At 69.5% G+C, this 19,148-nt stretch carries 16 protein-coding genes, 1 other RNA gene and 1 pseudogene; 9 read left to right on the forward strand and 9 right to left on the reverse strand.

Annotated elements, in window-relative coordinates; translation table 11 throughout:
* Positions 1-42: 42 nt before the first annotated feature.
* Positions 43-1,527 (reverse strand): RNB domain-containing ribonuclease, encoded by a 1,485-nt coding sequence (locus ACGFIZ_RS16325; protein ID WP_393419950.1) that lies wholly within the window; start codon positions 1,525-1,527, stop codon positions 43-45.
* Positions 1,528-1,611: 84 nt separating this feature from the next.
* On the opposite strand from ACGFIZ_RS16325, the gene ACGFIZ_RS16330 reads away from it, so the two are divergent.
* The 3 genes from ACGFIZ_RS16330 (at position 1,612) to ACGFIZ_RS16340 (ending at position 4,817) form a co-directional block, all read left to right on the forward strand.
* Complete coding sequence (locus tag ACGFIZ_RS16330; RefSeq protein WP_393419952.1) at positions 1,612-4,056, forward strand: hypothetical protein; 2,445 nt, start codon at positions 1,612-1,614, stop codon at positions 4,054-4,056.
* 87 nt (positions 4,057-4,143) lie between these two features.
* Complete coding sequence (locus tag ACGFIZ_RS16335; RefSeq protein WP_393419954.1) at positions 4,144-4,458, forward strand: hypothetical protein; 315 nt, start codon at positions 4,144-4,146, stop codon at positions 4,456-4,458.
* A gap of 86 nt (positions 4,459-4,544) precedes the next feature.
* Complete coding sequence (locus ACGFIZ_RS16340; RefSeq protein ID WP_393419956.1) at positions 4,545-4,817, forward strand: hypothetical protein; 273 nt, start codon at positions 4,545-4,547, stop codon at positions 4,815-4,817.
* A 200-nt stretch (positions 4,818-5,017) separates the two neighbouring features.
* Here ACGFIZ_RS16340 and ACGFIZ_RS16345 read toward each other — a convergent pair whose 3' ends face one another.
* Complete coding sequence (locus ACGFIZ_RS16345) at positions 5,018-6,274, reverse strand: hypothetical protein (RefSeq protein WP_393419958.1); 1,257 nt, start codon at positions 6,272-6,274, stop codon at positions 5,018-5,020.
* Between the two features lie 505 nt (positions 6,275-6,779).
* On the opposite strand from ACGFIZ_RS16345, the gene ACGFIZ_RS16350 reads away from it, so the two are divergent.
* Complete coding sequence (locus tag ACGFIZ_RS16350) at positions 6,780-7,166, forward strand: hypothetical protein (RefSeq protein WP_393419960.1); 387 nt, start codon at positions 6,780-6,782, stop codon at positions 7,164-7,166.
* Between the two features lie 132 nt (positions 7,167-7,298).
* On the opposite strand, the gene ACGFIZ_RS16355 is transcribed toward ACGFIZ_RS16350, so the two are convergent.
* The 3 genes and pseudogenes from ACGFIZ_RS16355 to ACGFIZ_RS16365 form a co-directional block, all read right to left on the reverse strand.
* Positions 7,299-7,676 (reverse strand): hypothetical protein, encoded by a 378-nt coding sequence (locus ACGFIZ_RS16355; protein ID WP_393419962.1) that lies wholly within the window; start codon positions 7,674-7,676, stop codon positions 7,299-7,301.
* Between the two features lie 74 nt (positions 7,677-7,750).
* Positions 7,751-8,007, reverse strand: a pseudogene (locus ACGFIZ_RS16360) (hypothetical protein); the annotation flags it as partial.
* 101 nt (positions 8,008-8,108) lie between these two features.
* Positions 8,109-9,395: a low temperature requirement protein A gene (locus ACGFIZ_RS16365; RefSeq protein ID WP_393419964.1), complete on the reverse strand. Its 1,287-nt coding sequence runs from the start codon at positions 9,393-9,395 to the stop codon at positions 8,109-8,111.
* Between the two features lie 432 nt (positions 9,396-9,827).
* Between ACGFIZ_RS16365 and ACGFIZ_RS16370 the strand changes: the two genes are divergently transcribed.
* Positions 9,828-10,307, forward strand: a complete 480-nt coding sequence (locus ACGFIZ_RS16370; protein ID WP_393419966.1) for a DUF1707 domain-containing protein — start codon at positions 9,828-9,830, stop codon at positions 10,305-10,307.
* Between the two features lie 71 nt (positions 10,308-10,378).
* Here the strand turns inward: ACGFIZ_RS16370 and rnpB are convergent.
* The 4 genes from rnpB to ACGFIZ_RS16390 form a co-directional block, all read right to left on the reverse strand.
* An RNA gene (gene rnpB, locus ACGFIZ_RS16375) (RNase P RNA component class A) lies at positions 10,379-10,795 on the reverse strand.
* Positions 10,796-10,866: 71 nt separating this feature from the next.
* Positions 10,867-12,306 carry a hypothetical protein gene (locus ACGFIZ_RS16380; RefSeq protein ID WP_393419967.1) on the reverse strand — a complete coding sequence of 480 codons (1,440 nt, stop codon included), beginning with the start codon at positions 12,304-12,306 and terminating at the stop codon, positions 10,867-10,869.
* A gap of 195 nt (positions 12,307-12,501) precedes the next feature.
* On the reverse strand, positions 12,502-13,122 hold the full coding sequence (locus ACGFIZ_RS16385; protein WP_393419969.1) for a Crp/Fnr family transcriptional regulator: 621 nt from the start codon (positions 13,120-13,122) through the stop codon (positions 12,502-12,504).
* Between the two features lie 239 nt (positions 13,123-13,361).
* Positions 13,362-13,868: a hypothetical protein gene (locus ACGFIZ_RS16390; RefSeq protein ID WP_393419971.1), complete on the reverse strand. Its 507-nt coding sequence runs from the start codon at positions 13,866-13,868 to the stop codon at positions 13,362-13,364.
* Positions 13,869-14,036: 168 nt separating this feature from the next.
* Between ACGFIZ_RS16390 and ACGFIZ_RS16395 the strand changes: the two genes are divergently transcribed.
* The 4 genes from ACGFIZ_RS16395 to ACGFIZ_RS16410 all read left to right on the forward strand — a co-directional run bounded on the left by ACGFIZ_RS16395 (position 14,037) and on the right by ACGFIZ_RS16410 (position 19,074).
* Positions 14,037-14,831, forward strand: a complete 795-nt coding sequence (locus ACGFIZ_RS16395) for a hypothetical protein (protein WP_393419973.1) — start codon at positions 14,037-14,039, stop codon at positions 14,829-14,831.
* Positions 14,832-14,911: 80 nt separating this feature from the next.
* Entirely contained in the window at positions 14,912-17,122 is a 2,211-nt protein-coding gene (locus tag ACGFIZ_RS16400; RefSeq protein ID WP_393419975.1) for a hypothetical protein, read from the forward strand.
* Between the two features lie 13 nt (positions 17,123-17,135).
* Entirely contained in the window at positions 17,136-18,014 is an 879-nt protein-coding gene (locus tag ACGFIZ_RS16405; protein WP_393419977.1) for a hypothetical protein, read from the forward strand.
* A 193-nt stretch (positions 18,015-18,207) separates the two neighbouring features.
* Positions 18,208-19,074, forward strand: coding sequence for a transposase (locus ACGFIZ_RS16410; protein ID WP_393419979.1), 867 nt, complete (start codon positions 18,208-18,210; stop codon positions 19,072-19,074).
* Positions 19,075-19,148 lie beyond the last annotated feature (74 nt).

Genomic DNA, 19,148 nt, shown 5'->3' on the forward strand with positions numbered 1-19,148 from the left:
GGAGTGCCCTCGGGGTGAGACTGCCCACGGGCCGCCGGCGGCTCAGGCCAGCTCGAAGAGGACCTTCCGGGCGACCGGGTCGGCGGTGACCAGCCGGACCCGGACCCGCTCCCCCAGCGGCAACTCGCCCGTGCAGCGGGCCCGCACCGGAGGGTCGTCCAGCGCCACCGTGCCGCCCGGCCGCCGGCCGGGCCGGCCCTGCCCGTTTCCCGGCCGCCCCGGTCCCGCCTGGCCGTCCGGCGCCCCGCCCGGCCGGTTCGGCGGCGCGTCCACGTCCAGCACCGCCGCGGGGAAGGTCACGCCGACCCGCTGCTCCAGCAGGACCGCCTCGGTCAGCTCGATGGCCCCGCGGGTCGCCGCCGACGCGGTCCGGTCCGTGGTCGCCATGACCTCCGGCAGCCTCGGCAGCGCGGCCCGCGCCCAGTCGGGCACCGGCCGGCCCTCGTGCAGGGCCAGGCAGACCTCCGTGGCGTACCGGTCGGCCAGCCGGCGCAGCGGCGCCGTGACGTGTGCGTACGCCGCCGCGACCCCGCCGTGCTCCGGGCGCTCCGGCGGCTCGCCGTCGAACGCCGTGTACGCGGCGCCGCGCATCAGCTCGGCCGCCTGGTCGACGAAGGCGGCAGCCCGGGGCTGCGACGCGTCCAGCCCGGCGAGCACCTCGCCCACGCTCGCGTCGTCCGGCCAGTCGACGCCCAGCGGGGCGGCGGCGGTACGCAGCCGGGCCACCGCCTCCGGCTTCGGCGCCGGCATCGTCCGCAGCAGCCCGATCCGCCCGGCCAGCATGATGTCCGCCGCGGCCATCCCGGTCAGCAGGGAGATCTGGGCGTTGTGGTCCTCCATCGGCACCGGCCCGCGCAGCACCAGCCGCCAGCCGTCGCCGTCCGCCTCGACGTCCTGCTCGGGCAGCGGCAGGTTCACCGCGCCCCGGCGCAGGCCGCGCGCGGTGAGCAGGGCACCGATCTCGGGCAGCAGGGCGATCGGCTCCGGCAGCCGTCCGGCCTCGGCGTCGGCCTGCACGCCGACGTAGTCCAGCTTGGCGCGGCTGCGTACGAGGGCACGCTCCAGCGCGACGGCCACCGTGCCGCCGTCGGCGTCGAGGTCGATCGTCCACACCACGGCCGCCCGGTCCTGGTCGGGCAGCAGGCTCGCCGCGCCCTCGCTGAGGGTCTCCGGGTGCAGCGGCACGTTGCCGTCGGGCAGGTAGACGGTCTGCCCCCGCCGCCAGGTCTCCGCCTCCAGCGCGCCGCCGGGGCGTACGTGCGCCGCGACGTCGGCGATCGCGTACCGGACCCGGAAACCGCCACCGGGGCGGCGGGCAAGGTGCATCGCCTGGTCCAGGTCCCGCGAGCCGGCCGGGTCGACCGTGACGAACGGGACGTCGGTGCGGTCGGCGGCGGGCCGGGGCGGAGTGGCCGCCGCCTCGTCGGCCTCGCGCTGCGCCGCGGGCGGGAACCCCTCGGGGAGCCCCAGTTCGCGGCGCAGCGCGCCGAAGTCGATGCGGGGCGCCAGTACGCGTCGGATCACCACGGGCCAATCCTGACAGCGGTACGCGCGCTCCGCCTCCCCTGGCGTGGCGGAGGCCCCTCAGCCGCCCGGCGCCGGCCTCAGCCGGTGGCCTTGCGGGCCGACGTTCTCTTCGGGGCGGTGGTCTTCGCGGCCGGGACCCGTTTCGCCGTGGCCTTGGCGGGCGCCCGCTTCGCGGCGGTCCTGGCGGCTGGCGCCTTCTTCGCCGGCGCCTTCTTCGCGGTCGCCTTCCGGGCACCCGCCGTGGGCCGGGTCGCGGCGGCCTTCTTCGCGGTGGTGGTCTTCTTCGCCGGTGCCCGCTTCGCCGCGGCGGTCGTCTTCTTCGCCGCCGCGGTCGTCTTCTTCACCGCCGCGGTCGTCTTCTTCACCGCCGCGGTGGTCTTCCTCGCCGCCGCAGTCTTCTTCTCGGCGGCCATGGTCGTCTTCTTGGCCGGAGCCTTCTTCGGTGCGGCCTTCCTGGCGGCCGGTGCCCGTTTCGCCGTGGCCTTGGCGGGCGCCCGTTCCGCGGCGGTCCTGGCGGTCGCGGCCTTCTTCGGCGGCGCCTTCCTGGTCGCGGCCTTCTTCGCGGGAGCCCTCTTCGCGGCAGCCTTCCTGGCCGGCGCCGTGGTGGCGGCCGTTCTCTTCGCGGCGGCCTTCCTGGCAGGCGCCGTGGTGGCGGCCGTCTTCTTCGCCGCAGCCTTCTTCGCCGCAGCCTTCTTCGCGGTCGTCCGCTTCGCGGCAGACTGCTTCGCGGTCGTCTGTTCAGCGGCGGTCTGTTTCGCGGCCGGCTGCGTCGCCGGTGCCGGCGCGGCTACCGCCCTGGTCGCGGGCGTCGTCCGCACCGGGGCCAGCCCGGCACCCGCGCCGGAGGCGTTCGGGGACGCCCTCGTGACCGTCGCCCCACGGGCCGTCGTGGTGCCGAGGCCGGCCCGGCGCGCGGCCGTGGCCCGGGTCGCGCCCGCGGCCCGCTGCGCCGCGGCGGTCTTCTGCGCGGTGATACGTTCGGCGGCCGGGCCGGTGGTGGCCTCCTGTGCTTCGGCCATCTGGGTACCCTCCTCGGGGACATGCTCCCGCGCGCCGCCCCGCGGGGCGCGGAGTTCCTCGACGCGGGCCCTCCCGCGCCGTCTACCTGTCCTCCCCGGCCCAACGGGCGTCCTCGGCCTCCCACGCCTCGTTGCGCTCCCGCACCCGCTGCAGGGCGTTCTCGGCGTCGGCCGCCGAGGCGTACGGCCCGAGAACGTACCGCGCCGCGCACACGTCGGCATCGGTCTCGACCCGGTGGTGCCGGATGCACCAGTAGTAGTGACCGCCGTTTCCGCTGTCGCTCATGGGATCACTGTGCACCGCGAGCCGACCGCCCGCCACCGGATGCCGCGAACGCCGCCGACGATCTCCACAGTAGACGTGCTGGCCGCCGCCCGGGCCGGAACGGCGAAACCGGGCAGCGGGCCGCGCCGGCCCGGGGTGGGGCGGGGCGGTCGCACCGCCGGTGACCCGGCCGGTGACCGACGAGCCCTGGACGGGACCGGCACCGCTGGGCGGGACCGGCACCGCTGGGCGGGACCGGCACCGCTGGGCCGGACCGGCACCGCTGGGCCGGACCGGCACCGCCAGGGCGGGATCGACCGCCGGGCGGGATCGACCGCCGGGCGGGATCGACCGCCGGGCGGGATCGACCGCCGGGCGGGATCGACCGCCGGGCGGGATCGACCGCCGGGCGGCGCCGACACCGCCGGGCCGGGCGGACGCCCGCCGGCCGCCGGGCCACAATGCGGCATGGACACCGACGTACGGCGGTACCTCGCGGACCTGGTGGCGGCGGCCCGGGACGTGCTCGGCGACGACCTGGTCGGGGCGTACGCGGCCGGCTCGGTCGCCCTCGGCGCGTACCAGGTGGGGCGCAGCGACGTCGACTTGGCGCTGGTCTGCGCGGACGCCCTGGACGACGGACGCAAGCGGGAGCTGGTGGCCCGGCTGCGGCACGAGGCGCTGCCCTGCCCGGCCCGGGGGCTGGAGCTGGTCGTCTACCGCCGCGCGGTGGCCGGCGCCGGCACGCCCGACCCCGGGTTCGAGGTGGAGCTGAACACCGGCGCGCGGATGCCGTACCGGGTGACCTGGTCCGGCGACGAGCGGCCGGCCGCCGACGGCCGGTTCTGGTACGGGCTGGACCGCAGCATCCTGCACCAGGACGGGCTGAGCCTGCTCGGGCCGCCGGCCGACGAGATGTTCACCGATTTGGCGCCGGCCGACCTGCGCCGGCTGCTGGTCGAGGCGCTGACCTGGTGGCTCGCGCTCCCGACGCCGCCCGGCGACGAACCGGCGGCCGGGGCCGAGGACGCCGTGCTCGGCGCGTGCCGCTCGCTGGTGCGCTGCCGGGACGGCGTGTGGCTGCCGAAGGTGGCGGCCGGCCGGCGGCTCGTCGAGCGGGGCCACCCCGGGACGGCGCTGATCGAGCGGGCGATCGACGCCCGGCTCGGCGGCCCGCCGCCGGGTGGCCGCGAGGCCCGGGACTTCCAGCGGGGCGTACGCGACGAGATCCGCGCGGCGGTGTGACCGCCGTGCCCGCCACGGGTGGCGCGCTCGGGGCGCGCCGCGCGCCCGGCCTCCGGCGGGCCACGACCGGTCGACGATGCTGGTGGCATGACGGACGCCGGCACCCCCTCGACGCGGACGCTGCACCTCTACTGCCAGGTCGAGGTGGCCGTCACCGACCCCGGGGCCCTCGCCGAGCACGCCGTCGCCGAGCTGCGGCGGGCGGACATCGACTGGGCGCGGGAGGAGGACGACGTCGAGTCGGCGGCCGCCGAGCTGCGACGCGACGTGGCCAGGTCGCTCGCGTCCCTCGTGGACGTCTCGGCCCTGGTGGAGGGCGTGCCGGGGGTCGAGTTCCGCGGCGGCCTGTGCCGGGCCGAACCCGGCCCGCCCCGCGCCCCGCACGCGGAGGCGGAACGGTAGCAGGCCCGATCCGCACAGCGGATCAGACGACGAATGTCGATCGGTCTAGGATGCCGCCCGCGTCCGGCCCTCGCTACCGTCGGCCCATGAGCGGCGGAGGGGCGGCGTGGGTGCTGACCGGAGTGCTGCTGCTCGGCCTGGGCGTGGCCGCCGTCCTCCGGCTGCGCCGGCGCAGGACCGCCGCGCGGCCGGGCAGTCGCGAGGAGGCCCTCGAAGCCGCCCGGCGCGCCAGCCGGCAGATCGCCCGCGACGTGCGGAGAACCCGTCGGGGCACCATCCGCGGCAAGGGTGGCGGGGGAAACGACGGCCTGGCCATCGACGCGGGCATCACGAGCGACGGCGGACCGGGCTCGGTCTGAGTTCCCGTTGCCGTGCGCGTGGCCGGCGGTGGCAAGGCCGGAATGCCGCGACAACAGGTGGGCGTACGCGATCGGGTCGGCTCCAGGTCGACGCGCGGGGGCCGCCGGCTCAGGCGAAGTCGCGGTGCTTCAACTTGGCCCTCCGACCGTCCGGATGGTGCCAGACGATGCCCTCGTACCATCTCTGCCACCCGTCCCGGCTACGCGTCCCAGATCGGACCGTATGCCGGGATCCCGACCAGCTCCAGGCCGTGCACCACCTGCCAGGTGACTTTCTTGTTCGCGACGCAGACGACCGCTTCCGCGCCGAAGGTGGCGTACGCCCCGTACGCAAGCCGGAGCATGTCGGGTTTGCCGTACGCGTCGGTGTCCCAGATGATCGCGTCGGGCTGCGCCGCCAGCACCTCGTCGACCAGTGCGCCGCCGTACGTCCTACGCGGATTGCGTGTCACCCAGACCAGATGGGACGACACCTCACCGGCCAGGAGGTGGGCGAGCACGGGGCCGATTCCGCTGCCGGTGGCAACAAAGAGCACCTTCTGGAAGAGCCGCGCGACATTGGCCATGCCTGCGGTCGGCATCCCCCGCACCCACAGATGCGTTGGCGGATTGTCGATGAATTCCGCGGTCCAGTCGCCGGCTCTGGAGACAACCATGCGGTGGCTGCCGGGAGCCTCTTCAGGCGCAGAGATATTTGCGAATGAATGCCACTCCAGCAGTGGTCGCCGACTGACCATCTGGGTCGATCCGATGAGCGGCTGGTTCGGGCCGTCGAGGTTGACCACCGCCACGTGGGCGGATGGCTGCTCGGTATCGACGCGGACCTTGCGCAGTAGCAGCCAGGGCAACGCGACGGACACGGTGGCCACCGTGAGTAGCCATACGGTCGGTGTGGTCAGCAGTGCGAACGCGCCGCGGTGCCGGGTGGTGACGAATAGCACGATGTTGATCCATGCGAGCGCCAGCGCAGCCCAACCACAGAACCGGTGCGTTATCTCGAACGTGTCGTGCGCCTTGGCTCGCATTGGTGGCAGGGCCAGGATGCTCATGACCACGAAGAGCGTCACCAGCGCGCCGGAAACGACGAGATTGGGGACCGATACGTGTCCCCGATGGTGAAGGTGGTCGTACATCAGCGACACGACAAAGACCAGATACCACGTCGTTCCTGACGCGGCCAGGCCGACGTGCAGTCCGCCAAAGTGATAGATCTTTGCCAGCGCCCAGCGGACCGGCAACGGCCAGGTCGTGGGTGCGCGGGTGGCCAGCCAGAACAGCGCATTGACGATCCACTGCTGGCGGACGACGACGGCCAGCGTCACGTTCACCAGAGCAACAATTTCTATCGATGTCAGGGCCGTGGCCTGACCGGCCCACCAGCTGCCCGATGCCACGGCGTGCCAGCCCACCGCCAGGTTGGCCACCACGACCAGCACGATCAGGCGGTGGTAGGGCATGACGCGGGGGTCCTTGAGAATCCGCCGGATCGGCGGTACGGGCGGCGGTAGCTCCACCTCCAATAATCGGGTCAGCGAGCGGGGCGGCCCAGTTAGGGGCCGCCCAAAACCGATGATGCGGCTGCTGACTTTGCGCATGACTTCGACGACCCGGAAAATGACGGCCTCCTTGGGGTAAGTATTCGGCCAACCCGGGGATCTTGGAGGTTGGCCGAGCTAGATCAACTACAACTGAGCTGATCTCAGCGACGCGAATGTGTTGATTGATGCGATGAAGGCACTCAGGCCGGACAGCGCTGGAAGTGGACGTGAGGCCCTCGGTAGGTAGCTCTCACCACAAGATCACCCACACGGTAAGGACCGCACGTGATCGCCTATCGTGCCATGGTCGACGTCCCGAGGGAACTCGTGCGGCACCTCGGCCGGCTGCTTGCCGCGGAACGCCGAGCCAAGGGGACACGGCGCGGCACCCGCCCGTTGACCTGCTTCTACGCAGGTGCTGCTGGTGCTGGTCTGGTTCCGTAAGGCCGAGGACGTGACCCTGCTCGGCGCGGGGTTCGGCATCTCCCGGGCGACCGCGTACCGCTACCGCGACGAGGGCATCGCCGTGCTCGCCGCGCAGGCGCAGGATCCGCACACCGCGCTGCGCCGAGTCGCCGACGACGGCTGGTCTCACGTGATCCTCGACGGCAAGCTGTTCGACTGCGACCGGCTCACCGAGACCATCCTGTCGGTCAAGGGCGAGACCATCGACGCCTGGTACTCCGGAAAGCACCGAGACTTCGGCGCGAACATCCAAGCAATCGCCATCCTGGTCGGACGCTGGAAACGCTACGCCACCCCACCAGCCCACGCCGGATCGGCGGCATCGTCGCCGCCGCACTGCACCTGACCCACTTCGAACACAAATACCTACCGCAAAGTTGCTGAAATCACTTCACTCCCGCTCTGAGCCCCACCGTCCGGCTACGCGATTCGCTCTGGCCCCGCACCCCTGGGAGGGCGCGCGGGGCTTCCACGGCCGTCAGCTAACGGAAAGCGTGAAGGAGGGCGAGGTGAACGTGCCGTAGGTCCGGAACACGTTGTGCTGGCCCGTGCTGATCGACCGCCAGCCGATGTAGACGTTCACGCCGTTGCGGTAGGCATACACGTAGACAGGCTCAGTGCTGCCGGCGGCGAGCGTGATGCTCCAGCACTGGCCCCCTCTGACCGCAGGGCTGGTAAACCCGCCACGATTGGGGAACTTCAGGTACGACGAGTAGCTGCTCGTCTTGTTGCAGAGTCCGGTGCGGTTGGTGCTCGCCGCACTCGCCGGCGTCGCGGTGCTGGCCATCCCCGCCAGGACCAGGGCACCGATCAAGACCGGGCGCCACGCCTTGCGCATACGAGTCAGAGCTGCCATCTGGGCCTCCTAGTGCCTTGTACTGCGGTATTGCCGTGGATCGGTTGTGCCCGACACGCGCGCAACCCGTTCCCCTACCGGAGAACGGACGCATCCGGTGGTCGGTTCACGGAACCCGTTTCATCCTGCGCAGGGCCGCTGTCGACGCGGTGCGGAACGAGGATGGCCCGCACGAGCGCGGTCGCGCGGCGGGGACAGCAGCGCAGCTCGGCCATGACCCCTCAGGTCTTGAGCGTGGCGCTGGCTCGCTCGCCGCGGGCGCGGAGCCGGGCGTGCGTACGGTTACGGCCTGCTGGCGGCGGGACAGCGTCGGCCGGTAACGGTGGCGTTTAACAAGGCAGGGCCACATATGATCGGTGACTCGCGCTGCGGCATCTTCGATGCTTCAACGAATGGTCAGCGATGCGTTTCGGTGGCGGCCCGCGTCGACTCTTACGGGACAGCCCCTCCGCCCGAGTCGCTGTTGCCTCTGGCTGTGGGTTCGCCCTCCGCCTCCTCGAAGAGCGTCTGGCGCAGTCGCCACCGGTGCCGGCGACTGATGAGGAACTCGGTGCCAGCCGTCACCAGGCAGACCCCGGCAAGGCAGGCCAGGGTCTGCAGGGCAGGGAGCCGGGCGGTGACCGGCAGCAGGCCCAGCAGGAGCGCGGCGGCGGCGAGTCGGGGCCAGATGACGATCAGGATGCCGTGACCGAGCCGCGCGTGGAACGCGGCGTGGGCGAGCAGGAACAGGGCGACGCCGCCGTACATCGCGTACCGGCCGGTGCGGTCGAGCGGCTCGCCGCGGTTGTAGGAGTGGACGTCCTCGATGAGGCCGGGCGTGTGTTTCAGTCCGAGGGAGAGCAGGATGATTCCCGCGATCATGGGTAGATGCAGGTAGGTGTAGGCGTCCCGGCCGAGTCGTACCCGATGGTGCGGGTCGGCGGTGCGCAGGGCGTGCTCTCCGACGAGCGCGGAGAGGTCGAAGTAGATCCATTCGAGGGAGCCGGTGATGACGGCGGCGAGCGCCGAGGCGATGAAGAAGCTCGCTGTGGCGTGCAGGTATTGGCCGGTGACGCCGATCGATACCAGCACCTCACCCAAGGCCAGGATGATGATCAGATTGTGTCGCTCGGCCCAGTGCCGGGCGGAGAAGATCTGCCGAGACACGGGTAGCACCATCCCGACGCCGTAGTCGATGCTGATGGCCAGTACCCACAGGGCTATCTGGCCGGCCAGCGTTGCCGCGCTGGCGAGCCCGGCCAGCGGCAGCAACGCGGCGCCGAGCAGTAGGCCGATGGCGGCGAACGCCGGCACGGTGAGCGACGCGATCTCGCGGCCCCGCAGGCTCGGCGTGGCGTACCAGCGCAGTCCCAGGTACAGAAGCCGGACTGTGGCGTAGCAGGCGACGAACCCGAGGGGGGGTGCCACGCTGCCCGTAACACCCCTGAACGCGTCCAGCGTGATAGCCGCCAGCACGAACATCACCGGCGTTGCCGCCAGCAGGGTGAGCCTGGCCAGGCCGTAGTTTCCCCGTACCCGGTTGCTCAGCCAGGCGAAGAGCGACCACAACCACCAGAGCAGGACCAGGACAAGCAGCCCGTGCGCGATACCGAGCCCACCCTTGTCGGCGGTCATGAGCGTGGTGACCTGAATGAACGCGAAGACGAACACCACGTCGAAGAAGAGCTCTGCGGTGGAGACGCGGGAATGTTCGGAGATCCGCCAAACGCCTGGGCGCAATCTCTGGACCATGGAAGCGTCCTCCCGTGATCAGGCTGAGCTGGCCCGGCGGCCACCCGCGTTGCACCCACGTCTCCTCGTCGCGGCAATTCGCTGGCTGGGGCTACCCTGGCGGACGCCCCGCAAACCGGTGGATCGAGCAGCCCGGCGTGCCATCAGCGTGCGACTGGGCCAGGACAGCAGGTGTCAGCCGAGACCACCAGAGCGACCTCCGGCCGGCATCGGCCGGGCCGGCCGGCCACGCTTACGAGCCACAAGAACGGAAGACCTCGGGGCTCCGCCCCGAACCCCGGCCCTCCTCAGAGATCCGCTCTAACAGCTCAACCGCCCAACTGGCATCGAGACGAAGAGGAATGCCATCATGGCATACCTGGCGCAGCGAGAATTAGCTAGAGCCCATCAGCATGACCAGGTCATCAGTAGGCTCTGCTTGTGAACGACCTGCGGGTGTCCGATCGTGACCGGGAAGCTGTCGTCGCCCGGCTCGGTGCCGCTGCCAGCGAGGGGCGCTTGACCCTCGCCGAGCTCGGCGATCGGTCAGGGCAGGCCTATGCCGCGAAGACCTACCGTGAGCTGGAGGCCTTGGTCGCCGACCTGCCGCTGGCGGCAACTCACCCTGACAGACAGGGCGAGCGCCGAAGCCCGGTCATCGATTACACAGGCCCGGCCCTCTCGCTCTTGGCGCTAGCCGGAGGCGTGGTCTGGATGCCGCTGTTCCCGCACCTTGAATTCGGCGCCCTTCTCGGAGTCACCGGCGTCGTGTTCGGCGTCTTCGGGATGCGGGCAAGCGCTCACGCTCTTTGCCGTGCGGTAGCAGTCTTAGGGCTTGTCGGCGGCTCGATTGGCGTTGCGCTGCAAGTCGCCTGGATCGCCCTCTACGCGCTGATGTACGTGAAGGACTCGATCTTTTAACGCGAAGTCTCGCCCTTCCAGACTGAGGCAGCGCGGTCCAGCCTTGATCGCGGCTCTGAACTGCTGGGCGACGGACGAGTCGACCTGTACGCCGGATTCTGTGCCCGGCGCGTACCCCTCGCGGGGCCCGCGCCGGCGGCGGCCATCCATCTCGGCCTGCCGTCGCCGGCAGGCTCCAGCGGCCTACCCGCAGACATCGGGCGGGCAACCCTCAAGCGTCTGCGCGGACCGTCGCCTCGCGGTGACGGCCCTTTCTTGGCCTTGCTCCGGGTGGGGTTTACCGAGCCATCCCGGTCACCCGGGATGCTGGTGGGCTCTTACCCCACCGTTTCACCCTTACCGTCCCTTTCCGGGGCGGCGGTCTGTTTTCTGTGGCACTGTCCCGCGGGTCACCCCGGGTTGCCGTTAACAACCACCCTGCCCTGTGGAGTCCGGACGTTCCTCGGCGACGGGCCGCAGCCCGTCGACGCGACCGCCCGGTCGACTCGTCCGTCGCGCCCTCAGTCTAACGACGCCGGCACCTCCGCCGATTCCACCCCGGACCGCCCCCGACCGGCACTCACCAGTTCGACACGATCCGCTCGTTGAAGAGCCGCTCCCCCTCGGCCAACTCCACCAGCCGCCCCGAGGCCACGACCCGGCCGTTCCGGTCCAGCGCCCGCAGGGTCACCTCCGCCCCCACCGGCAGCGTCAGCTCCGCCGCGCCGGCGCGCACCGGACCGGTCGCCCGAACGCGGCCGTCCGCCACGGCCTCGACCCGCGCGGCGGTGGCCCGGGCCGGCACCACGAGCAGCCGGTCGGTGAGGACGGCGTGGCCACCCGAGCGCGCCGGTACCCGTACCGCCGCGAGGTCGTACGCGGGGGTGATGCCGGTGGCGACCAGCGGCCAGCCGGCTCGGCTGGCGGCGGCGGTCTCGGTGCCGTCGGGGGTGGCCTGCTCCTCCGTGGCGAGCGCCAGCAGGCCGCCGCCACCGGAGCCGACGTGGAGCATCAGCGGCCCCGGCCCGGGCTGCCCGAGCAGCACCGCGGCCTCGCCGTCCAGCCGGCCGGCCCACCGGATCACTGGCGCCGGCTCGTCCAGGCCGCCGAGGTTCGCCAGGTCCCGCCACGATTCCGCCGCGGGGCGGACCATCTCCGCGTCCAGCATGAGCGCGCTCGTGGCCGGCCGGTCGTCCCTCGGCAGGTCAGGCGGGACGGCGCCCTTGCCGTGCAGCTCGCGGGAGAACCCGATCGGCCCCTCCTGGCGGGTCTGGCCGTCGCACTCGACCCGCCACCAGCCCTGGGTGAAGCCCGGCTCGACCAGCATGTGGTCGCCGGTCGGTGCCGGCGTCCACCGGCGCTGTACGGCCGGGCCGACGACGCGGGCGGAGCGGGCGTACGAGACGGCGCAGCCGGCCGGGGCCAGCCCGAGCACCGAGTTCCGCTGGGCCGTCCCCGAGCCGAAGAAGTCCAACACGGTGAACGGCTCCGGTCGCAGGTTGCCGTACGCGCCGGCGTCGACCAGCTTCCCGGGCGACGTGCCGAGCGGCGCCTCGAAGGTGAACAGGGCGGCGGAGTCGTCGGAGTGGTAGGCGACGACCAGTTGGCGGAAGCCGGCCGACTCGTCGATCCAGAGAATCTTCACGGTCGGCAGTTCCGCCATGCCGAACTCGTCCCGGGCGGCGCCGAAGACGCGGGTCAGCTCGGCGACGAGGTTCGCGTCCCCGGCGAGGCTGCCGCGGGGCGGCGAGTCGAGCAGGCGCCAGGTCCAGGGCGAGTCGACCGGGTAGCCGCCGTCGGGGTGCCCGTCGTCGGGGCCCCAGGGCAGCCCGGCCGCGCCGAGCGTCGCCGGTCCTGCCAGCGCCGCCACGAGCAGCACGGCAACCGCCGCGCCGTAGCCGGCGAACCGGCACCGCCGGCGCCGCCGGGCGTGCCGCAGCAGCCGCCCGTACGGGTCCTCGTCCGGCACCACGCCGTCGGCGATCCGGGCCAGCCCGGCCCGCAGCTCGTCCACGCTCATGCCCGTCCCCTCGTCAGCGCGCCGGGCACGTGCCCACCCGGCGCCAGCACCTCCCGCAGCCGGGTCAGCCCCCGTGCCGCCTGGCTCTTCACGGTAGTCAAGCGCCGAAAGAAGCCATACCTAATCCGTCTCAACAGGGGCACTTCGGTCTCCGCTCGGACGTTCCGAAATCCGGGCGGGTTGGACTTCCGCGCTTCAGCTGACTTTGGTCCACCCTTGTCGCACGTTCGGCATACGCCCGACCTGCCGCAGAGCCGCCAGATCACGGATGGTGATCTGGCGGTATCCCGTCTCAAGAACCCCGGCCTGCCGAAGCTCGCGGAGCGCCTTCTCCACCGTCGGCTCCGCTGCGCCACTCAACGTTGCCAACTCCGTTTGGGTCAGCATTACGCCAAGAGTTCTGCCGGCCGACACCGACTCTCCGTGTGCAGCCGATAGTTCTGCCAAGACCCTGGCCAATCGGACCTTCGCCGGGTAGGAGGCGAAGTCGATCCTTCGCTGGTTCGCCCAGCGGAAACGTTCAGCCGTGGTGCCCGCTAGCGCAAGCGCCGCCTCGGGGTGCTCCTGCAAGAAGGGATGCCAATCCCGGCGGTGAATAACGTTGACCACCCCGTCGCCGCAGCTGGTGACCGTGGCGGTGCGCGGCGTGCCACCTAGCGCCGAGATCTCACCGACGACGTCGCCCGAAACCCTGATTGCTAGAAGGGCTTGACGCCCATCTGCCATGTTGACGGTTACCTTCGCCAACGCATGGCAGAGCAACACCATATGACTACCCTCGTCGCCTTCGCGAAGGATGCGGTCTCCCGGCTCCACCCTGACGGCTGTACCGATGGCGAGGAGCGCGGTGCGGACCGGCGGGGTTAGGCAGCTAAGCAGGGACCCCGGGGGCCACGACGACAAGTCTTGTGGTCGGTCCTGGTGGTGTCGCATGTCAGCACCCCGTTCGCCGTCGGACGTGGCGATGCTTGGCCTGGTTGCGGTTGCATCGGCACAGCAACCATTCTGATCGATGCGGTCCGCTGGCAGAAGGTATCCGAGCAGCGGCATGCCAGTCACAGGAAGGAAGCAAGGACCAACCACGATGTTGCCGAGGCGACTGCAACGAAGGTCCACGGAAGCGCCGACCGCACCCGACGATGCTTGCCGTACGCGATCTGCCCTAGCAGCATCACGAGCTGCCATGCCTCGTTGCTCTCCTGGCCAGCGACTAGCGCGATGGGTAACGATTGAGGGGCGGGGAAGCCGAAACGGTTCGGTCCTTTTGGTCCGGTCACCACTGGGCGGAAGCCGAGTGCCAGCTGTCGGGCACCGGCGACCAGCGAGCAGATGAACACGACGCAGGTGAGGCCAAGGGCCAAGCCTAGCCCTGGCGTGCCTGCCAGTTCGGATTGCGTGGGCAGACTACTGGCGATGAGGCTTGCGAGCGCTCCGTACATACCAACGAGCTTCGCGATCTTGGCGTCGGCGTGCTGGATCGAGTCTTGATGCATGCGAGCCGTGGCCAACGCTCGTTCCACGTCGGCAGTACCGGATGACACCGGGGGCTGAGGGATGCTCATGGCATCAGTCAAGCCACAGCGCCTCCGCCCCGCCCCTTCAAAGTACGGCTTGACGCAAAGACGACGGCAACCTCATTCCCGAAACCCGTACTTCGATGGCATTCCCAAGGTCGTGCGTCGCTATAAGTGACATGTCTCGCAGGCAAGGCGGGGCACGAGGAGGGCGAGATGGCACCGGCAGTGCAGTCGGAGCGGCGGCTGATCATGTTCGTGGACATGGAGAGCTACAGCAGGAACGACGACATGGGACAGTTCCATGCCCAGAGCAACTTCCAAAAAGTCATGCGAGACGCTGCAGATCTTTGCGGGCTGGACCGCAGTGGCTGGACGGTCCAGGCGAGCGGGGACGGTGAGTTTGCGATCTTCCCGCCTGGGACCTCGGAGCCGAGGATCGTTGCCGAACTCGTGCCAGCCATGGACCGAGTTCTGCGCGACCACAATCGGCAAGCCGCGGATCAGGCTCGTATCCGGATGCGCGTCGCCTTGCATCAGGGGCTGGTAGTACCGGCGGAGAACGGCTTCGCCGGCAAGGCGGTCGTTACGGCCGCTCGGCTGGTCAACGCCGAGCCGGTGCGAGAGGCATTGGCCTCGTTCCCCAACGCTGCAGTGGCGCTAATCGTGTCAGCCACCATCCATCGCGACGTCGTTTGCCAGTCCTACAGCGGTATCCGGCCAGACCGCTTCCGTCGGGTACGTGTTGAAGTAAAGTCCTTCGTGGACCAGGCGTGGGTGTTTGTGCCAGACGAAAATGTCAACTGCAGTCCCTCCGTGCTCGTCTCTGATGGTCCGGGCGACCCTCGCCGTCGTGGTGGAAAGACAAGGCGGCCGACAGCAGGTCCCTCCGGCGGTAGCAGGTTCAACTTTGGCACCGTCACGAACAACGGGCCTACCGTGTACGGCGACCACGGCCGCGCCTACGGCTCACACGCGGTGTGGCGCGAGGACGAGGAGAGAGAACGGTGACTCCCCACGGTCCCTCCGCTGATGAGCCATCACCAGCCGATGCTGGGCTCGGCGCCGTAATGCCCGGGTCTGAGCCGGAGGTGGACGATTCGAAGCAACCGCCGACAGCAGGGGAACCCGAGCATGGCCGGGGCGAAGCGGGCGTCGATCTGCGGGATACGAAGGCCCGTGAGGAGGACGAAGAGGCAGAGGACCAGCCGGACGATCCAGCGGAGAGAGACGAGTCTGGCGACTCTGCCGACTTCGTGCAGTCCAATCCGACGCTCAGAGCATGGATGCCAGGGCAGGGCAACCGCTTCCGGTTCGACGACGTCCGAAACGAAGGACCGGCGGTCTATGGCGACTATGCGCGGATCATCGGCAGCATCATCAACATCGGCCAGGACGATCGAGCTAGGCTGAGTGCCGATCCCGTTCGCCGAATCAAGCTCAAGGTGGCCACGTTAGTCAAGCCTGCATGTTTCGATGAACTAACACAACGCTTGGGTCGAAGCCCGGTAGCTGGCCTCGCAGGTCCGGTTGGCACCGGGCGCTCGACGACTGCCTGCGCTGCACTCGCCGCTCGCTACGGCCAGGAACATGTTCGGGAGATCATGCTCCCCGAGTCAAGCGATCCTCTGCAAGTCCGGGATCACCCAGATCTGCTGCAGAAGGGGCATGGCTACATCATCCGACTCGGCGCCAACGCCACTGCTGGACTACTCCGAGCGTTGGAGCGAACCTTCGAGCAGCACGAAGCGACTGCGGTGTTGGTCCGCGATCTAGACGTGCCGGACGGCGTGCTTCATCACGCGGAGGTGTTTCAGAAGTGCAGTTTTGATCCGATGTCTGTGTTTCGTCGGCACCTCGTCTATAACCTCTATGGCCGCTGTGTTGATGGCGATGAGCACTGCGACGGGCGCTGCGGTATCCGCTACGCTCGGAGGCTCTTTAAAAACGATCTCCTCCGACGCGGTGTGACGCTGTTGGCTCGACCTCGAGAATGCGCACAGCAGGCGGAAGTGCTCGCGACCAAACTTCCGCAAAGCCATGAAGAACTGGCCGCACTGCTTCCGTCCGGAGAAGTACGGCGACGTGTTCGTGCACGCGCCATCTTGGAGATGCCTACCGTCGACGGCGACTATCAACACCGTCAACTTCAGCACCGCAGAGCCCTACGGGTCACCTATGCAGTATTTTCCGGCCATCCGATCGCCCACGTGACGGATGCGGCCGGGCTCTTGCTAGAGAAGCTCGATGGGCTCTTCGCCCATCCCGCCATCGGCCGGCCCGCGCTGGTCCACAGCCTCCCCGGACTACTCGGTGACGATCTTGCAGGCGACTGGGACGGCGAGGAGGAGGTAGCAGATCGGCTCCGACCTGACGTGGCGACCCGGATGGCGCAGGTCGAGCCAGATATGGTTCGGGCACTTCTGGACGTTGCCTGGAACGAATTTGACAACAGCCGGTCGGCGCTCATCGGTTGGTTAGACGCGCTGGCCACTCATCCCGCTGAGGACTTCAAGCACTGCGCAGCGGTCGCCGCTGCCGGATTCGCCTGCCACGACTTCGATCATGTCTATAACAGTGTGATCGGCAACTGGGCGAAGGACCGGAAGCCGGCCCTTCGCCGAGCCGCTGCGGCGGCACTGGTGGCCGTGGCCAACCTTGCCAACTCGCGGACTCCCGACAGATCAGCGATCCACCGGATCAGCAGCCGTGTGAGCGGCGAGATTTCTTCACTTGCCCGGTCTGACGCCGCATTTGAACGCGACACAGCCGCCAAGGCTTGGTCCATGGGCTTCCCGACGTCGAATCACAACCGATTACTGCACGACCTAACCCACGTTGCCCGAAACGCCCACGGATATCTCGGCCACGAGGTCGCCGGGTCGGTTACTCGACTGGCCGTGGATCTCGGTCGAGCTCCAATCTTGGTCCTACTCAAAAGATGGGCACTGAGTGGGGATTCCGTCCTCGAGGTCGCGGCCGGTCGTGCGTTCAGTCGGTTGACAACGTCGGAACTTCCCTTTCCCGGTCAGTTTCCGTTGCTCGCGCTAGCTGGCGCATCGCCCCAAGCCCTGGAAGATATGGCGGCGCTCTGGCGCTTAGTCCTCTTGGACCCCGACCTTGCAGAGAACGGTTGGCGCCAACTGGGTCACTGGCTGCGATCCTTCCGGGCGTACCCACCGACCGCCGAGGCCTTCCGTGCCCTGCTCCGGAAGCTTGTCCTCGACCAGAGCGTGCGGCCAAGGTTCACCTACTGGCTATCACGAGCCGGTGCCCCATCCCCTTCTGCTTCGGCTGCTTGAGCTTAGGAGTGCCATGACCTCCCCCAACGATATTGCTTCCACGAATTTCCTCGCCCGTTGGCGGCGGGGGCTGATATCATGGCTGAGGCGACTGTGGCTCGCTGCGCGCCGCCTTTTTGCCGGTCCGCCACCGCCGATCCGGCAATCCGCCCTGGAGAGCGTCAGCCAACGCCGTCGGCTGTCCCAGCCCATTATCGTGCCGGCACGCGGGTTCGTCTTCACGTTCGAGATCCAGGTGCTGCTGACTTGGCACGCGGAGAAGCTGAGCGAGGAACTGCTAGGTGCCTGGTCATTGCAGTTTTCCGACCTAGCACGGAGAGATGTTGAGAGACAGTGTGCTGAGCTGGCACGACATTTTCACCCGCAACAGGCCGGCGAACTCGAGTACCGCCTCAACCGGGAACTTTCGCGAAGCTACCGCATTTATGAAAGACGGGGGGTCGTACTACGCTGCCGGCCCGAAGTCAGGATCCGTCTCGACCCGGAGGTACGCGAACAACTCCGAGCGATCCACCTCCAGCGGATCCAGGAGGAAGGCGAGCACGAGTTACTCCTGCGACGCGCCCAGCGGACCGACCAACTGACCCAACGTTGGATCGCGGTGCTAGACCGGCTGCGCCGCAGCCCTCTCGCGCATGCCGCAGCCCATCTGACCGACGAGCATCTGGCCAGCGTCATCGGACAGTACGTCACCGCCGGAGAAAAGGCGAACATCGACCTTCTTGCTACCCGCCTGGACGAGATACTCCGACGTAGCGGACGGGTCGGGCAGCCCCTCGAGGCGCACGAGGCTGACGAGGTCATCAGGCTGCTAAACGACGTCTTGGCCGACGTGCCCGACCTCCTGTCGACCACCCACCGCCCGACCCCAAACGGCGCCAAGGCACAGTGACCTCTGCCGTCTGGGTAGTCAAATTACGTAAGAAATGAGAAAGCTTTTTCCATTTGCGACATCGGCCGGATACTGGCTCTTCGAAGTTGAGCGGGGTGCGTGGCTGGATCCGGCCCGGGTGTGAGGGGCTCGCAGCTCGTCGGTGATCATCTGAGTGTCTAGTTCGGATGGTCACGAGTGAAGAGCTGCGAGCATGGTCAACGATACGACCCGGCTGCTGGGCCTGGACGGCCTGGTCGCTGAGCGGGTTGAGCTGGACGCCGCGGGTGTCCCGGTGGTGGACCTGTCTACTGGTTGTGAGCAGGCACGATGCTGCCCGCAGTGCGGGCAGCGCGCGGCGCGGATGAAGCAGTGGACGATGACCCGGCCGCGGGACCTGCCGGTCGGCGGCCGGCCGGTGAAGTTGCGCTGGCGGAAACGTCGCTGGTACTGCCCGACACCGGGCTGTCCGCGTAAGTCGTTCACTGAGCAGGTCGCCCAAGTACCAGCTCGTGCCCGGCTGACCAGCCGGCTGCGGCAGGCGGCCGGGGCGGCGGTCGCCGACGCTGGTCGCACGATAGTGCAGGCCGCCCGGGACCATGGCATCTCCTGGCCGGTCGTCGCTGCCGCGTTCACCGCTCACGCAAGCGCCGTGTTGCCGGACGAGCCGGAGCCGGTTGCGGTGCTCGGCATCGACGAGGTTCGCCGCGGCAAGCCGCACTGGATCTGGGACGAGCAAGCCGGTTCGTGGGCCACGACCGCGGATCGGTGGCACGTCGGCTTCTGCGACCTGTCCGGTGGTCAGGGGCTGCTCGCGCAGGTCGAAGGCCGCACCACGGCGGCGGTGACCGGCTGGCTGACCGCTCGCCCGCAGGCCTGGCGTGAGCAGGTCCACGCAGTGGCGATCGACATGTGCAGCGTGTTCAAGTCCGCGATCCGGCAGGTGTTACCGCACGCGGTGCTGGTCGTCGATCACTTCCACGTCGTGCAGGTGCGCCGTGAGGCGCTGTGTTTCCGAGAGGGGTGCAAGGACCCTCCGCCGGGCTGTCGCAGCAGTTCGGTGAAGCTGGCGGCAGCCTGACCCCGGAGGTGCGGGGAAGGGTGGGAAGCAGCCGCGACAACGACGGGACGTGCCGGTACTACCAGACGGCAGCG

Source organism: Micromonospora sp. NPDC048830 (assembly GCF_043198215.1).
GTDB lineage: Bacteria > Actinomycetota > Actinomycetes > Mycobacteriales > Micromonosporaceae > Micromonospora.

Excerpts from the sequence above, each read along its gene's own strand:
- ACGFIZ_RS16335 (WP_393419954.1), top strand. The coding sequence starts at position 4,144 with ATGACGGACGCCGGCACCCCCTCGACGCGGACGCTGCACCTCTACTGC.
- ACGFIZ_RS16405 (WP_393419977.1), top strand. The coding sequence starts at position 17,136 with ATGACCTCCCCCAACGATATTGCTTCCACGAATTTCCTCGCCCGTTGG.
- ACGFIZ_RS16355 (WP_393419962.1), bottom strand. The coding sequence starts at position 7,676 with ATGGCAGCTCTGACTCGTATGCGCAAGGCGTGGCGCCCGGTCTTGATC.
- ACGFIZ_RS16380 (WP_393419967.1), bottom strand. The coding sequence starts at position 12,306 with ATGAGCGTGGACGAGCTGCGGGCCGGGCTGGCCCGGATCGCCGACGGC.
- ACGFIZ_RS16345 (WP_393419958.1), bottom strand. The coding sequence starts at position 6,274 with ATGCCCTACCACCGCCTGATCGTGCTGGTCGTGGTGGCCAACCTGGCG.
- ACGFIZ_RS16395 (WP_393419973.1), top strand. The coding sequence starts at position 14,037 with ATGGCACCGGCAGTGCAGTCGGAGCGGCGGCTGATCATGTTCGTGGAC.
- ACGFIZ_RS16410 (WP_393419979.1), top strand. The coding sequence starts at position 18,208 with ATGGTCAACGATACGACCCGGCTGCTGGGCCTGGACGGCCTGGTCGCT.
- ACGFIZ_RS16340 (WP_393419956.1), top strand. The coding sequence starts at position 4,545 with ATGAGCGGCGGAGGGGCGGCGTGGGTGCTGACCGGAGTGCTGCTGCTC.
- ACGFIZ_RS16390 (WP_393419971.1), bottom strand. The coding sequence starts at position 13,868 with ATGAGCATCCCTCAGCCCCCGGTGTCATCCGGTACTGCCGACGTGGAA.